The sequence below is a fragment of the Mesorhizobium sp. AR07 genome (genome assembly GCF_024746815.1).
In the GTDB taxonomy this organism is placed as follows: domain Bacteria; phylum Pseudomonadota; class Alphaproteobacteria; order Rhizobiales; family Rhizobiaceae; genus Mesorhizobium.
The window spans coordinates 4,175,000-4,190,164 of sequence record NZ_CP080525.1 but is presented as its reverse complement, the minus strand read 5'-3'; the positions used below and the strand labels follow the sequence as shown (position 1 = coordinate 4,190,164).

Here is a 15,165-nt window from a genome sequence, read left to right as displayed (position 1 = left end):
AGATGAACATCCATGAATATCAAGGCAAGGCGCTGCTGAAGACGTTCGGCGCGCCGGTGGCCGAAGGCGTGCCGGTGTTCAAGGCGAGCGAGGCGGAAGCCGCCGCCAAGGCGCTGCCCGGCCCGCTCTATGTGGTGAAGAGCCAGATCCATGCCGGCGGCCGCGGCAAGGGCAAGTTCAAGGAGTTAGGCCCCGACGCCAAGGGTGGCGTCAGGCTGTCGAAGTCGGTTGCCGAGGTCGTCGCCAACGCCAACGAGATGCTCGGCCACACGCTGGTCACCAAGCAGACCGGCCCGGCCGGCAAGCAGGTCAACCGCCTCTATATCGAGGACGGCGCCGACATCGAGCGCGAGCTCTATCTGTCGATCCTGGTCGACCGCTCGGTCGGCCGCGTTGCCTTCGTCGTCTCGACCGAAGGCGGCATGGACATCGAAGCGGTCGCGCATGACACGCCGGAAAAGATTATCACCGTTGCCATCGACCCGGAAAAGGGCGTCACACCAGCCGATCTGAAGGCGCTCAACGGCGCGCTGAAGCTCGACGGCGACGCCGCCAAGGACGGCGATACGCTGTTCCCGATCCTCTACAAGGCCTTCGTCGAGAAGGACATGAGCCTGCTTGAGGTCAATCCGCTGATCGTCATGAAGAACGGCCGGCTGCGCGTGCTCGACGCAAAGGTGTCGTTCGACAACAACGCGCTGTTTCGTCATCCCGACGTGCTGGAATTGCGCGACACCACCGAAGAAGACGAGAAGGAGATCGAGGCGTCGAAATACGACCTCGCCTATGTCGCGCTCGATGGCAATATCGGCTGCATGGTCAACGGCGCCGGCCTCGCCATGGCGACGATGGACATCATCAAGCTCTATGGCGCCGAACCCGCCAACTTTCTCGATGTCGGCGGTGGCGCGTCGAAGGAGAAAGTGACGGCGGCGTTCAAGATCATCACCAAGGATCCGGCGGTCAAGGGCATCCTGATCAACATCTTCGGCGGCATCATGAAGTGCGACATCATCGCCGAGGGCGTGATCGCCGCGGTCAAGGAAGTCGGACTGAAGGTGCCGCTGGTGGTGCGCCTGGAAGGCACCAATGCCGAGCTTGGCAAGAAGATCATCAACGACAGCGGCCTGAACGTGGTGTCGGCAGACGATCTCGACGATGCGGCCAAGAAGATCGTGGCGGCGGTGAAGGGCTGAGGGATCAGGAGGTTGTCTAGCTTCCCCCTCCACTGGGAAGAAGAGGTTCAGAGTCTTGATCAGTTGCCTGACCACTGCCCCTTTTCGGTCGAAGAAATCGAACAGTACCTTTGGCGGTGCCACTATCATTGGATGCTGGACGAAAAGCCGATGCATTACAAAGTGCAGGGCGTAGTCGCGGAGCGAACCGAGAATGAGCGGCGTTTCTGGCTCTATCAGGTGTCAGATGAGACTGGACGTGAATGGTACGTTGTCGTCGGAGCAGGAAAGAGCCCGCTCGAACCTGCGATGAAAATGAGGCGTTGGATGTATGGCAAAGAGAATGTTCTCGGACATACCCCCGATCGTTTCTTGCGTGACGAGATCGATGAACAGCATGCTGCAGATGCCCGTTGACGGAGAAGGAATGAAGCTGTGCCTCCGCACAAGATAAACCTGGTCGAAGCGGCGGATCAGAAGATCAAGAAAGTCTTCGATCCGCATATCGCCGGAGACGTGAACGACAGCCAGGCGAAGGTCGCCAAATTCGGCGAGGTCTTCGACTGGCACGCGCATGACAATGAGGATGAAGCCTTCCTTGTGCTGCGCGGCCGCATTGCCATCGATTTTCGCGACGGTCCGGTCGAGCTTGGCGAGGGCGACTTCATCGTCGTGCCGCACGGCGTCGAGCACCGGCCGCGCTCGCTCAGCAAAGAACCGGTGGTGCTGATGTTCGAGCCGGCAACGACGCTCAACACCGGCAACGCCAAGAGCGACCTCACGGTCGCTGACCTGAAGCGGCTGTAGGACTTTGTAAATTCCACACAGTTACACATATACTGTGTGGAATTTGCAGGAGAAAGAGACATGAAGAACATCACGCTGGCGGTCGAGGATGAGATCCTTGAGCAGGTCAAGCTGACAGCCGCTGAACAGCGAACCACCGTCAACGGGATGGTGCGGGAGTTTTTCGCAGCAGTCGCAGCGAAGCGGCATGCCAAGGACGAAGCACGAGAAGCGCTTCTGCGGCTTGCCCGCGAGGCGGCTGGAGACATGGGCAGCAAGAAGTGGAACCGGGAAGCTCTCTATGATCGCTGAATGCTTCCTCGACACGAACATTCTCGTCTATGCCGCGATCGGACACAAATCCGAGCGCGCGAAGTACGAGCGTGCCGTGGAGTTGATCGCCAAGGAAGACTATTCGACCTCCGCACAGGTGCTGCAGGAGTTCTATGTGAACGTAACCAAACGAGCCGATGTCACACTGGCACCGGTGAAGGCGGCTGAATGGGTCGCCACGATCTCCATGAAGCCCTGCCAGGATTTGGACAGCGCGGTTGTCATGCGCGGCATCGAGAACGCGCAGCGCTACCAGATTTCCTACTGGGATGGCGCAATCATCGCCGCCGCCGAGAGACTTGGCGTCAAGACCCTTTACACCGAAGACCTCAATCACGGGCAGGCTTATGGCTCCGTGGTCGCCATCAACCCTTTCCGCACTCATTGATCAGGTCGGTAAAAAAAATGTCCATTCTCGTCGACAAGAACACCAAGGTGCTGGTGCAGGGCCTGACCGGCAAGACCGGCACGTTCCACACCGAACAGGCGCTGGCCTATCACGGCACCAAGATGGTGGGCGGCATCCACCCCAAGAAGGGCGGCGAGACCTGGACCGGCTCGAAGGGCGAGAGCCTGCCGATCTTCGCCACCGTCGCCGAGGGCAAGGAAAAGACCGGCGCCAACGCCTCCGTCGTTTATGTGCCGCCGGCGGGCGCCGCCGAAGCGATCCTCGAAGCGATCGAGGCCGAGATCCCGCTGATCATCTGTATCACCGAAGGCATACCGGTGATGGACATGATCAAGGTCAAGGCCAGGCTCGATCGCTCGACCTCTCGGCTGATCGGGCCGAACTGCCCGGGCGTGCTCACCCCCAACGAATGCAAGATCGGCATCATGCCCGGAAACATCTTCCGCAAGGGCTCGGTCGGCGTTGTTTCGCGCTCGGGAACGCTTACCTATGAGGCGGTGTTCCAGACCACCAATGTCGGCCTCGGCCAGACCACCGCCGTCGGGATTGGCGGCGACCCCGTCAAGGGCACCGAATTCATCGACGTGCTCGAGATGTTCCTCGCCGATGACGAGACCAAGTCGATCATCATGATCGGCGAGATCGGCGGTTCGGCCGAGGAAGACGCCGCGCAGTTCCTCAAGGACGAAGCCAAGCGTGGCCGAAGCAAGCCGATGGCCGGCTTCATCGCCGGGCGCACGGCGCCGGCCGGCCGCACCATGGGCCACGCGGGCGCGGTCATCTCCGGCGGCAAGGGCGGCGCCGAGGACAAGATCGCGGCGATGGAATCGGCCGGGATAAAAGTTTCGCCGTCGCCGGCCCGACTCGGCACGACGCTGGTCGAGGCGATCAAGGGTTAAGTGAGTAGCGAGTAGTGAATAGCGAATAGGGATGAACAGAGTAACGGTGCGACTTGGGCAAATCCCTACTCGCTATTCGCTACTCACTATTCGCTCTGACAAGGAGACGGAGCCAGGCTCCGCGGACAAAAATGGCAAGACAAGATCAGGCCAACGACCAATTTTCGCTCACCTCTTTCCTCTATGGCGGCAACGCAGATTATATCGACGCGCTCTATGCCGCCTATGAGGACGATCCAGCCTCGGTCAATCCCGAATGGCAGGAGTTCTTCGCCGGGCTGAAGGACGACGCCGGCGATGTGCGCAAGAACGCCAAGGGCGCCTCATGGGCGAAGCCCTCCTGGCCGCTGCAAGCCAATGGCGAACTGGTGTCGGCGCTCGACGGCAACTGGGGCATCGTCGAGAAGACCATCGAGAAGAAGGTCAAGGACAGAGCGGTCACCAACGGCATCGTTCTTTCCGATGCCGATGTGCACCAGGCGACGCGCGATTCCGTGCGCGCCATCATGATGATCCGCGCCTACCGCATGCGCGGCCATCTGCACGCCAATCTCGACCCGCTCGGCATCGCCAAGCCGCTCGAGGACTACAACGAGTTGTCGCCGGAGAATTACGGCTTCACATCAGCCGATTACGACCGGCCGATCTTCCTCGACAATGTGCTGGGGCTCGAATTCGGCAGCATCCGGCAGATGCTGGAGATCCTGACGCGCACCTATTGCTCGACGCTCGGCGTCGAGTTCATGCATATTTCCGATCCTGAGGAAAAGGCCTGGATCCAGGCGCGCATCGAGGGCGCCGACAAGGAGATCACCTTCACCGCCACCGGCAAGAAGGCGATCCTGCAGAAGCTGGTCGAGGCGGAAGGCTTCGAGCAGTTCATCGACGTCAAGTACAAGGGCACCAAGCGCTTCGGCCTCGATGGCAGCGAAGCGCTGATCCCGGCGCTGGAGCAGATCGTCAAGCGCGGCGGCCAGCTCGGCATGAAGGAGATCGTGCTCGGCATGGCGCATCGCGGCCGGCTGAACGTGCTCTCCCAGGTGATGGCCAAGCCGCACCGCGCCATCTTCCACGAGTTCAAGGGCGGTTCGGCCGCACCCGACGAGGTCGAGGGCTCGGGCGACGTCAAGTACCATCTCGGCGCCTCGTCGGACCGCGAGTTCGACGGCAACAAGGTGCATCTGTCGCTGACCGCCAATCCCTCGCATCTGGAAATCGTCGATCCGGTGGTGATGGGCAAGGCGCGCGCCAAGCAGGACTATCTGTTCGGCCGCAGCCGCGAGGAGATCGTGCCGCTGGAAGAGCGCGCCAAGGTGCTGCCGCTGCTGCTGCACGGCGACGCCGCCTTCGCCGGCCAGGGCGTGATCGCCGAAATCCTCGGCCTGTCGGGACTGCGCGGCCACCGCGTCGCCGGCACGCTGCATTTCATCATCAACAACCAGATCGGCTTCACCACCAATCCGCGCTTCTCGCGCTCGTCGCCCTATCCGTCCGACGTCGCCAAGATGATCGAGGCGCCGATCTTCCACGTCAATGGCGACGACCCGGAAGCCGTGGTCCATGCCACCAAGGTGGCGATCGAATTCCGCATGAAGTTCCACAAGCCTGTTGTGGTCGACATGTTCTGCTACCGCCGCTTCGGCCACAATGAAGGCGACGAACCGGCCTTCACCCAGCCGATCATGTACCGCAACATCCGCACCCACAAGACGACGGTGCAGATCTACGGCGAGCGGCTGATCGCCGAGGGCCACATCACCCAGGCCGAGCTCGACAAGCTGAAGGCCGACTGGCGGGCGCATCTGGAATCCGAGTGGGAAGTCGGCCAGCACTACAAGCCCAACAAGGCCGACTGGCTGGACGGCGCCTGGTCGGGCCTGCGTACCGCCGACAACCAGGACGAACAGCGGCGCGGCAAGACCGCCGTGCCGGTCAAGACGCTGAAGGAAATCGGCAAGAAGCTGACCGAGGTGCCGAAGGATTTCGAGGCGCACAAGACGATCATCCGTTTCCTCGAGAACCGCCGTCAGGCGATCGAGTCCGGCGAAGGCATCGACTGGTCGACCGCCGAGGCGCTGGCCTTCGGCGCCATCCTGCTCGACGGCAATCCGATCCGCCTGTCGGGGCAGGATTCCGAACGCGGCACCTTCTCGCAGCGCCATTCCGTGCTCTACGACCAGCGCGACGAGACCCGCTACATCCCGCTCAACAATCTGTCGGCGGCACAGGCCGGCTACGAAGTCATCAACTCGATGCTGTCGGAAGAGGCGGTGCTGGGCTTCGAATATGGCTACAGCCTTGCCGAACCGAAGGCGCTGACGCTGTGGGAAGCGCAGTTCGGCGACTTCGCCAACGGCGCCCAGGTGGTGTTCGACCAGTTCATCTCGTCGGGCGAGCGCAAATGGCTCAGAATGTCGGGCCTCGTGTGTCTCTTGCCGCATGGCTATGAAGGCCAGGGTCCGGAACATTCCTCGGCCCGGCTCGAACGCTTCCTGCAGCTTTGCGCCGAAGACAACATGCAAGTGGCCAACTGCACGACACCGGCCAACTACTTCCACATATTGCGCCGGCAGCTGAAGCGCGACTTCCGCAAGCCGCTGATCCTGATGACGCCGAAGTCGCTGCTGCGCCACAAGCGGGCGGTGTCGACGCTGCCGGAAATCTCCGGCGAAAGCTCGTTCCACCGGCTTTTGTGGGACGATGCCCAGCTGCTGCCCAACCAGGCGATCAAGCTCACCAAGGATTCGAAGATCCGCCGCGTCGTGCTGTGCTCGGGCAAGGTCTATTACGACCTCTACGAGGAGCGCGAGAAGCGTGGCATCAACGACATCTATTTGCTGCGCGTCGAGCAGCTCTACCCGTTCCCCGCCAAGGCGCTGATCACCGAACTGTCGCGCTTCCGCAATGCGGAGATGGTGTGGTGCCAGGAGGAGCCCAAGAACATGGGCGCCTGGTCGTTCATCGACCCGTATCTGGAATGGGTGCTGGCGCATATCGACGCCAAGCATCAGCGGGTGCGCTACACCGGCCGCCCGGCGGCCGCCTCGCCGGCGACCGGACTGATGTCGAAGCACCTTGCCCAGCTCGCCGCCCTGCTCGAAGACGCGCTCGGTGAATAGAAAAGATTTGGGCGAATAGTACAGATCTGGGCTGACAAAACAGAACCGAAAGAAACGGACAGGCACAATGGCTACCGAAATCCGCGTTCCCACTCTTGGCGAATCCGTCACCGAAGCGACCATAGGCAAATGGTTCAAGAAGGTCGGCGACGCCATTGCCGCCGACGAGCCGCTGGTCGAACTCGAAACCGACAAGGTGACAGTGGAGGTGCCAGCAGCGGCGGCCGGCATCCTTTCGGAGATCGCGGTCAAGGAAGGTGAAACGGTCGGCGTCGGCGCCTTGCTGGGCTCGATTTCGGCGGGCGGCGCGGCCCCGGCGACCAAGCCGCAGGCGGTGTCGCAGGCCTCGTCGCCAGATGCGGCATCGACGGGCAAGCAGGCCGCGGCCGAGACCGCCAAGATCGCTGGCGACGCCGGCGCGGTCGAGCCGCGCAGCATGCCGCCGGCCCCTGCAGCCGCAAAGCTGATCGCCGAGAACAATCTGGCGGTCGACCAGCTCTCGGGTTCCGGCAAGCGCGGCCAGGTGCTGAAGGGCGACGTGCTCGACGCGATCTCCAAGGGTGCGCCGTCGCAGCCGGCCGAGACGCCGAAGGCAGCACCAGCACCAGCACCTGTTGCGGTGCGTGCGCCGTCCTCGGGCGACGACGCGTCGCGCGAGGAGCGCGTGCGCATGACCAAGCTGCGCCAGACCATCGCGCGCCGGCTCAAGGAAGCGCAGTCGACCGCCGCCATGCTGACCACCTTCAACGAGGTCGACATGAGCGCTGTGATGGCGCTGAGGACCAAATACAAGGACGTGTTCGAGAAGAAGCACGGCGTGAAGCTCGGCTTCATGGGCTTCTTCACCAAAGCCGTCACCCATGCCTTGAAGGAAATCCCCTCGGTCAATGCCGAGATCGACGGCACCGACATCATCTTCAAGAACTACGCCCATATCGGCGTCGCCGTCGGCACCGAGAAGGGCCTCGTCGTGCCGGTGGTGCGCAATGCCGACCAGATGTCGATCGCCGAGATCGAAAAGGATATCGGTCGCCTGGGTATCGCCGCGCGCGACGGCAAGCTGTCGGTCGCGGATATGCAAGGCGGCACGTTTACGATTTCCAACGGTGGCGTTTACGGGTCGCTGATGTCGACGCCGATCCTCAACGCGCCGCAGTCGGGCATCCTGGGCATGCACAAGATCCAGGACCGGCCTGTCGTGGTCGGCGGCCAGATCGTGATCCGGCCGATGATGTATCTGGCACTCAGCTACGATCACCGCATCGTCGACGGCAAGGAAGCGGTGACCTTCCTCGTGCGCGTCAAGGAAAGCCTGGAGGATCCGGAACGGCTGGTGCTCGATCTGTGAGCCAAGCCAATCCCGCCATGGCCGGCTGGTTGACTGCTATGCGGCGATGGTTTCGACCTGGCCTCGTCGGGCTTGGCATTCTCTCCGCTTTGCCGCAGGTAGCGCTGGCCGCCGACTGGGATGCAAACAAGGTAAGCAGCAACCTCGGCGTCTTCGCTCTGAGCGATGCCGAACTGGCTGAGCGGAAGATCACCGTCACTCCGATCGGCGAGCTCGAGTTGCCAACGGGCCAGATCATCGCTTGTGACCCGCTGACCACCGGAACTGACTGGCCGGCGTTGAGCCGCACCATCAAACCCGGGCACTACCCGGTTTCGCTGCTTGAGGCGCAAGGCCGTGTAGCTGCCGCGATCCTGCGCTTCCGGCCTGGCAAGCCGGTTCGCTGGGAATTGGCAACCGTGCCCGGCCAGGACGTGTCGACCCTGAAGGACGATGAGATGTTCGGCTATCCCGTCGATGCCGGCCTTGGCTCGTTCATGGACAAGACGGCCATGGCGCTGATGTCGGAGCAGCAGGACAAGCTCAAAGCCGAGCAGAATTACTATGACGACGTCCTAGCCGCCGAATTCGCGCCCAACCAGGACAGGTTCGTGCTGCATCACCCGGTGGCCGGCAACCCTCTCAACATCGCCATGTTCTGGAGCGGCTGGGGTGACGGATTTTATCCATCGTTCTGGGGATTGGACGCGGCTGGCGAACCGCTGCTGCTGATGACCGATTTTGGCGTGCTGGAAAACGCCGATGGCCGCGAGAGCAAGTAGGCCGCGGTGATGCTAAGCGCCCTGTCGCCCATCATCACATCTGTAGCCGGATTGTTGGCCATGGGCTCGGCGGCGTTTGCCGCCTGCCCGATCGAGCTTGCCGTCTATGGCGAGGCCCAGAGCGGCAGCGAGATCGACTTTACCCCGACCGGCACCTCGGCGACCGTCACCAACACGCTCCGGATGATCCTCGACAACAATGTGGTGCTGAACGGCATCGTCATGTGGAACGACGGCGTGTCGCGGCCGAACGGTGCGCTGATGTACAAGTGCCCCGAGGGCGACGTCACCGGCGAGGAGCTTGCCGCCTGTACGCCCTGGCACGGTGTCATCTACACGTCGGATGACAAGGGCAGCATCGGGCTGTTGCCGGCCGAAGGCGTCGATGCGCCGAAGACGCTGATCCTGCCGGACCTTGGCCCGTCATTGCGTCAATCCTCAGCCTATGGCGGCAGCGGGTTTTCGAAAGTGCCGTGGGATGTGTTTGCCTTGAAGGGATGCCAGGAATGAGCGGGATGCAAAAGGTACTGCTGGTCACCGGCGGCAGCCGCGGCATCGGCGCCGCGATCTGCCGGCTCGGCGCGAAGGCCGGCTACCGCGTCGTGGTCAACTACACTGCGAATCAGGACGCCGCCGACGCCCTGGTCACTGAGATCAAGGCTGCCGGCGGCGACGCTTTTGCCGTCAGGGGCGATGTCGGCAGCGAGGCGGATATCGTTGCCATGTTCGGCGCCGTCGACCGCACCTATGGCCGGCTCGATGCCTTCGTCAACAATGCCGGCATCGTCGACGCCAAGGCGCGGGTCGACGAGATGGATGTCGCGCGGCTGGAGCGCATGATGCGCATCAATGTCGTCGGTTCCATTCTCTGCGCACGCGAGGCGGTGAAGCGCATGTCGACCCGTCACGGCGGGGCGGGCGGATCGATCGTCAACATCTCATCGGCGGCGGCGGTGCTGGGCGCGCCGGACAATTATGTCGATTACGCTGCATCAAAGGGCGCCATCGACACGCTCACCATCGGGCTCGCTCGCGAGGTGGCAACGGAAGGCATCCGCGTCAACGCAGTGCGGCCGGGCATTATCGACACGGACATCCATGCGTCCGGCGGACAGCCGGACCGGGTGGCGCTGCTGCAGGACACGCTTCCGATGAAAAGAGCCGGCACAGCTGATGAAGTCGCTGGCGCGGTTCTCTATCTTCTATCCGACGCGGCGTCCTATACGACGGGCGCCATCCTGAATGTAAGCGGCGGCCGCTGAGCCCCAGTGAAGAAGGACAGTATCATGGCTTATGACGTCGTTATCATCGGATCGGGACCGGGCGGCTATGTCTGCGCCATCAAGGCAGCACAGCTCGGGCTGAAGACGGCGGTGGTCGAGAAGAACGCGACCTTCGGCGGCACCTGCCTCAACATCGGCTGCATCCCGTCCAAGGCGCTGCTCCATGCCTCCGAGATGTTCGCCGAGGCGGGCCATTCCTTCGACACGCTCGGCGTCGAGATATCAGCGCCGAAGCTGAATTTGAAGAAGATGATGGCGCACAAGGACGCGACGGTTTCGTCGAACGTCAACGGCGTCGCCTTCCTGTTCAAGAAGAACAAGATCGACAGCTTCCGTGGCACCGGCAAGGTGGTCGCAGCCGGCAAGGTGTCGGTGACCGGCGAGGACGGCAAGGTCGAGGAGATCGAGACCAAAAACATCGTCATCGCCACCGGTTCGGACGTTGCCGGCATTCCCGGCGTCAAGGTGGACATCGACGAGAAGGTGATCGTGTCGTCGACCGGCGCGCTGTCATTGGAAAAAGTGCCTGGCCATCTGGTGGTGGTCGGCGGCGGTGTCATCGGGCTCGAACTCGGCTCGGTGTGGGCACGGCTCGGCGCCAAGGTCACCGTGGTCGAATTCCTCGACACCATTCTCGGCGGCATGGACGGCGAGGTCTCCAAGCAGTTCCAGCGGCTGTTGTCGAAGCAGGGTTTCGAGTTCAAGCTCGGCGCCAAGGTCACCGGCGTCGCCAAGGCGAAGAAAGGGGCGACCGTCACCTTCGAGCCGGTCAAGGGCGGTGCCGCCGAGACCATCGAGGCCGACGCGGTGCTGATCGCCACCGGACGCCGCGCCTATTCGGACAGTCTTGGGCTGAAGGAGGCTGGGGTCGAGGTCGACGAGCGCGGCCGGGTCAAGACCGACGGGCATCTGCGGACCAACGTACCCGGCATCTATGCCATCGGCGATGTCATCGCCGGGCCGATGCTGGCGCACAAGGCCGAGGACGAGGGCGTGGCGGTGGCGGAAACCATTGCCGGCCAGGCCGGCCATGTGAACTACGACGTCATTCCGAGCGTCGTCTACACCAGCCCGGAAATCGCTTCGGTCGGCAAGACCGAGGAAGAGCTGAAGAAGGCCGGCATCGATTACAAGGTGGGAAAATTCCCGTTCAGCGCCAATGGCCGGGCGCGCGCCATGCTGCACACCGACGGCTTCGTCAAGATTCTGGCCGACAAGGCAAGCGACCGCGTGCTCGGCGTCCATATCGTCGGCTTCGGCGCCGGCGAGATGATCCACGAGGCGGCGGTGCTGATGGAGTTCGGCGGCTCCTCGGAAGATCTCGCTCGCACCTGCCATGCGCATCCGACGATGTCGGAAGCGGTGAAGGAAGCAGCGCTGGCCACCTTCTTCAAGCCGATCCATATTTAGCGAACGCAACCCTCGGATCGACGCCTTCGCATACCCTTTTGCTGCGAGAAGAAGACTTTCAACGCCGCGCCGCCCCTTGTGTGTTTGGAATATGCATAATGGAGGGTGCCACGAACCGGTGGATGTTCCGGTTCGTGGCGGCGGTCGAGAGCCCGTCGCCCCTCAGGTGGCCTAAACCGTAGGTGAGCTGGGGCCCGACCGCCTTCTTTGTGAACCCGAACAGTTGCAAGGGGCAAGCCCCCGCACACAAGGAAGGGATTGAGGAGATGGCTGAAGAGACGGTTCAGGACGTCGGTATTGACGTCGCCAAGTGGTGGCTCGATGTGTCGGTGTTTCAGACGCTAGAACGAGCCCGTTTCGACAACGACAAGGACGGCTGGGCCGAGCTGATCAAGTGGCTGACGGGTCGCAATGTGCGCGCCATCGGCATGGAGCCGAGCGGCGGCTATGAGCGCGGTGTGGCCAAGGCGCTGCGCAAGGCGAACCTGCCGGCCAGGAACGTCAATCCGCACAAGCTGCGCCACTATGCCCGCGCCCTTGGCCGGCTGGCCAAGAACGATCGCATCGATGCGCTGCTGATTGCGCGCTACACCGCCGAACTGCCGACCCGGCCGGTGCGCTGTGACCCAATCGCCGAGCAACTCGCCGATCTGGTCGTTGCCCGCAGGCAGCTCAGCGACGACAAGGTCAGCCTCGCCAACCAGCTCGAGCAGATACGCGAGCCGACGGTCAAGCGCATGTTCACCCGGCGGCTGCGGCGCATCGAGCTCGATATCGCTCTGCTTGCCAAACGGATGGCCGAACTCGTCGCCAGCCAGCCAGCGCTCGCGGCCAGGGATCGCCTGATCCAGTCCTTCTGCGGTGCCGGCCCAGTGTTCAGCCACACCGTGCTTGCTCTGGCTCCCGAGATTGGTGAGGCCTCGCGACGAGAGATCGCAGCCCTTGCCGGCCTCGCGCCCTACGACTTCGACACCGGCACTTTCCGAGGCAAGCGCAGCATCTGGGGTGGCCGTCATGACGTGCGCAGGGTGGTCTACATGGCAGCACTCACCGCCAGTCGCTCCAATCCTGTGCTCAAGGCTTTCCATCAGCGCCTCATTGCAAACGGCAAGGCGCCGAAAGTCGCTCTCATCGCCGTCGCGCGAAAGATACTGACCATCCTCAGTGCCATGATCCGAAACAACGAACCGTGGAACCCAGCCCGACCCTGACAAACACAGTTGCTCACCTGCCTGCCGGCATCCTCTCCCCGTATAGTGACGGGGAGAGGGGCGCTCTCATCGACCGTTTCGCCAATAGCCAGCGTTGCAATGTAGGCGCTGAGGTTGCGGCCAGCCCACTTCTCCCCGTCACTATACGGGGAGAAGTGCCCGGCAGGGCGATGAGGGGCAGCGCGGACGTTGACGGGCTCCCCAAAAAGCAAAACGGCCCGCTTTTCAGCGGGCCGTCCGTATTTGATAGGAAGCGATCAGTTGGCCGGTGCGGCAGGAGCCGGCGCAGGCGCTGGGGCCGGAGCGGGCGCCGGGGCAGGCGTTGCTGGGGCCGGCGCTGCAGGGGCAGGCGCCGCCGGAGCCGCAGGCTTCATCGGTTCCGCAGGAGCCGGCGCGGGCGCCGGTGTGCTGGCCGCTGGTGGCTCGGCGGGTGCCGGATGCTCACCGCTTCTTCCGAAAACATAATACGCGACAACCGCCAGAATAACGACGACCAGGGCAATCAGCCAAGTGCTGCCGCCACCGCCGCCGCTGGTCGGGGGCGGGGCGTTGGTGGACGAATTGAACGGGTCGTTTGGATTCGGTGTGTTCGCCATAAAAGTGTCCTCCGTGGATGAAAAATATCAATCAACCCCACTCAACGCGCAATCGTTGAACAGGTTTCACGCTAAGGTTGGAAAACGCCAAAAACAGGGCAATTCCCCGCTCCCAGTCAGGGAATGGCGGCGTTTCGCCACGCCACGCGATACGTTTGTGCCTGCTATGATCGGTTCAGAGGATTTTTGCCGCGATGAACTCCACAGCGCAGACCGTCCCGAACCCCCAAGACGCTCTTGCCGGAGCCCAGTTCGCCGACCGCTTTTTGCTGGTCACGGACGGCCTTTCATTGACAGCGCTCGGCGCGGCCGAGCGCGCCTTGGGACGGACACCGCGATGGGTCAGCTGGCTTACGGCGCTGCGCAATTTTGCGGTCAGACCATTTCGGCTGAAGACGGGCCTGGAACCTGCTGTGTTGCCGTACGGCCGGATCGGGATATTTCCGCTCATCAGCCAGTTTCCCGGCAAGGTCGTCCTTGGTCTGGACGACCGGCATCTCGATTTTCGTGTCCTGGTCGAGGTCAGGGAGCTTGGCATGGGCCGGCAGGAAGTGGCTTTGTCGACGATCGTCAAAACGCACAATCGGCTCGGACGGATCTATCTAGCGATCATCATGCCTTTTCACCGGATCGTCGCTCCGGCGATGCTGGCTCAAATCCTAGTCAAGTCAAGCTAAAGCCCGACGGGCGTGACGGTGTAACCGGCTTTGCGAAAATCCTCGACCAGCCCTTCCGGACCGGGAAGGTGCAGGGCGCCGACCGCCATGAAGGCATTGCCCCTGGCAAGGATCGGTTCGGCATGCTCGACCATCACCTTGTTGCGGCTGGTGATCATGGTTTCCTCGAACGCCGCGTAGCCGGCGGGGTCGTTCTGCTCGTCAGGCATGGCGGCGCGGAACAGCGGCCAGAACATGCCGGTGTCGCCGCGCTGGTAGAGAACGATCATGGTTTCGTTGATGTCGTTGACCTTGTCGCCGAGCTTCAGCGTATCGACCAGCCCCTTCATGTGAAAGGTCAGCGGCAGCGAGGCCATGGCGCGCAGCTGGCTGACAGCCGTTTCCAATCCTTCCACCGGCTTGCCGGCAGCCTTGGCGTCCTCGGCCAGCTTGACGTCGAGCACCGGGGCGCCGCCGGACTGGCGGGCGAGTTCACAGGCTGGAAGTGCCACCATGGCCGACAGCATCCACGGTTTCATCTTGGCAACGGTTGCCGGCGGGATGCCGCGCGCGTCGAGCGCCTTGTTCACCGCCGCCGCATCGTCGGGCGACAGCAACGACGACAGCGTCGTGGAGTCGGTGAACATCATCAGGTCCGGCTCCTTCAGCATCGCCGCCATCATCTGCTGCTTGTCGAGCACGTCGGTGGTTTCGATGACGAGGGTGCCGGCGGCATCATAGGCCTTCTGCGCCGCAGGCGGCAGCGTGGTGACGCGCGGGTCGGTCATATGCATGGTGCCGAACAGGAAGGACGGTTTTTCGCCCGGCTTCTCCAGCTTCCACAACAGGCCTTTGCCGTTCGGCGTGGCGGCGGCTTCTGCTTCGATCTTCCGGTAGGTGGCCGGATCGCTCTTCTGCAAGGCGGAGAGCATGTCGGCGCCGGTGCAGGTCGGGATTTCCGCGTGCGCCCTGCCGGCCGCGAACAGCAAGACGGCGAGGAACGACAGGAAAAACAGCACGTTGAGCGCAACAAGCAGCTTAAGCGATGCGGACGTTGCACGGTCGGCGATGGCGATGACGCGTTTCATGGCTTTTTCCTTAGGATCAAAAAGCGGCGAAACGGTTAACCGGCGCTGTGAAATTGTCTTCGACCGGTTCGAGTTTATCGGCGCAGAAGGT

The 15,165-nt window shown here is 62.7% G+C and carries 15 protein-coding genes; 14 read left to right on the top strand and 1 reads right to left on the bottom strand.

Annotated elements, in window-relative coordinates:
• Positions 1-2: 2 nt before the first annotated feature.
• The 14 genes from sucC (at position 3) to BPNPMPFG_RS21270 (ending at position 14,007) form a co-directional block, all read left to right on the top strand.
• Positions 3-1,196 carry an ADP-forming succinate--CoA ligase subunit beta gene (sucC, locus tag BPNPMPFG_RS21335; RefSeq protein WP_258590645.1) on the top strand — a complete coding sequence of 398 codons (1,194 nt, stop codon included), beginning with the start codon at positions 3-5 and terminating at the stop codon, positions 1,194-1,196.
• 12 nt (positions 1,197-1,208) lie between these two features.
• Complete coding sequence (locus tag BPNPMPFG_RS21330; RefSeq protein ID WP_258590644.1) at positions 1,209-1,592, top strand: hypothetical protein; 384 nt, start codon at positions 1,209-1,211, stop codon at positions 1,590-1,592.
• An 18-nt stretch (positions 1,593-1,610) separates the two neighbouring features.
• Positions 1,611-1,982, top strand: a complete 372-nt coding sequence (locus tag BPNPMPFG_RS21325; RefSeq protein ID WP_258590643.1) for a cupin domain-containing protein — start codon at positions 1,611-1,613, stop codon at positions 1,980-1,982.
• 60 nt (positions 1,983-2,042) lie between these two features.
• On the top strand, positions 2,043-2,273 hold the full coding sequence (locus BPNPMPFG_RS21320; protein WP_258590642.1) for a hypothetical protein: 231 nt from the start codon (positions 2,043-2,045) through the stop codon (positions 2,271-2,273).
• The gene (locus BPNPMPFG_RS21315) at positions 2,263-2,682 is read left to right on the top strand and encodes a PIN domain-containing protein (protein WP_258590641.1); all 420 of its coding nucleotides are present in this window, start codon (positions 2,263-2,265) and stop codon (positions 2,680-2,682) included. Before BPNPMPFG_RS21320 ends, BPNPMPFG_RS21315 begins: the two co-directional genes overlap by 11 nt.
• Before the next feature lie 17 nt (positions 2,683-2,699).
• The gene (gene sucD / locus BPNPMPFG_RS21310; protein WP_258590640.1) at positions 2,700-3,602 is read left to right on the top strand and encodes a succinate--CoA ligase subunit alpha; all 903 of its coding nucleotides are present in this window, start codon (positions 2,700-2,702) and stop codon (positions 3,600-3,602) included.
• A 131-nt stretch (positions 3,603-3,733) separates the two neighbouring features.
• A complete protein-coding gene (locus tag BPNPMPFG_RS21305) occupies positions 3,734-6,721 on the top strand; it encodes a 2-oxoglutarate dehydrogenase E1 component (RefSeq protein ID WP_258590639.1) in 2,988 nt (995 codons plus the stop codon).
• A 67-nt stretch (positions 6,722-6,788) separates the two neighbouring features.
• Positions 6,789-8,069: a 2-oxoglutarate dehydrogenase complex dihydrolipoyllysine-residue succinyltransferase gene (gene odhB / locus BPNPMPFG_RS21300; protein ID WP_258590638.1), complete on the top strand. Its 1,281-nt coding sequence runs from the start codon at positions 6,789-6,791 to the stop codon at positions 8,067-8,069.
• A 38-nt stretch (positions 8,070-8,107) separates the two neighbouring features.
• A complete protein-coding gene (locus BPNPMPFG_RS21295; RefSeq protein ID WP_258596847.1) occupies positions 8,108-8,830 on the top strand; it encodes a DUF4241 domain-containing protein in 723 nt (240 codons plus the stop codon).
• Between the two features lie 60 nt (positions 8,831-8,890).
• Positions 8,891-9,340: a hypothetical protein gene (locus tag BPNPMPFG_RS21290; protein WP_413776794.1), complete on the top strand. Its 450-nt coding sequence runs from the start codon at positions 8,891-8,893 to the stop codon at positions 9,338-9,340.
• Entirely contained in the window at positions 9,337-10,092 is a 756-nt protein-coding gene (locus tag BPNPMPFG_RS21285) for an SDR family oxidoreductase (protein ID WP_258590636.1), read from the top strand. Before BPNPMPFG_RS21290 ends, BPNPMPFG_RS21285 begins: the two co-directional genes overlap by 4 nt.
• Positions 10,093-10,116: 24 nt before the next feature.
• Entirely contained in the window at positions 10,117-11,523 is a 1,407-nt protein-coding gene (gene lpdA / locus BPNPMPFG_RS21280; RefSeq protein ID WP_258590635.1) for a dihydrolipoyl dehydrogenase, read from the top strand.
• 266 nt (positions 11,524-11,789) lie between these two features.
• Positions 11,790-12,734, top strand: a complete 945-nt coding sequence (locus BPNPMPFG_RS21275; protein WP_258590634.1) for an IS110 family RNA-guided transposase — start codon at positions 11,790-11,792, stop codon at positions 12,732-12,734.
• A gap of 862 nt (positions 12,735-13,596) precedes the next feature.
• Positions 13,597-14,007, top strand: coding sequence for a DUF2867 domain-containing protein (locus BPNPMPFG_RS21270; RefSeq protein ID WP_319945946.1), 411 nt, complete (start codon positions 13,597-13,599; stop codon positions 14,005-14,007).
• Here the strand turns inward: BPNPMPFG_RS21270 and BPNPMPFG_RS21265 are convergent.
• Positions 14,004-15,074, bottom strand: a complete 1,071-nt coding sequence (locus tag BPNPMPFG_RS21265) for a TraB/GumN family protein (protein ID WP_258590632.1) — start codon at positions 15,072-15,074, stop codon at positions 14,004-14,006. The genes BPNPMPFG_RS21270 and BPNPMPFG_RS21265 overlap by 4 nt on opposite strands.
• Positions 15,075-15,165: the final 91 nt, after the last annotated feature.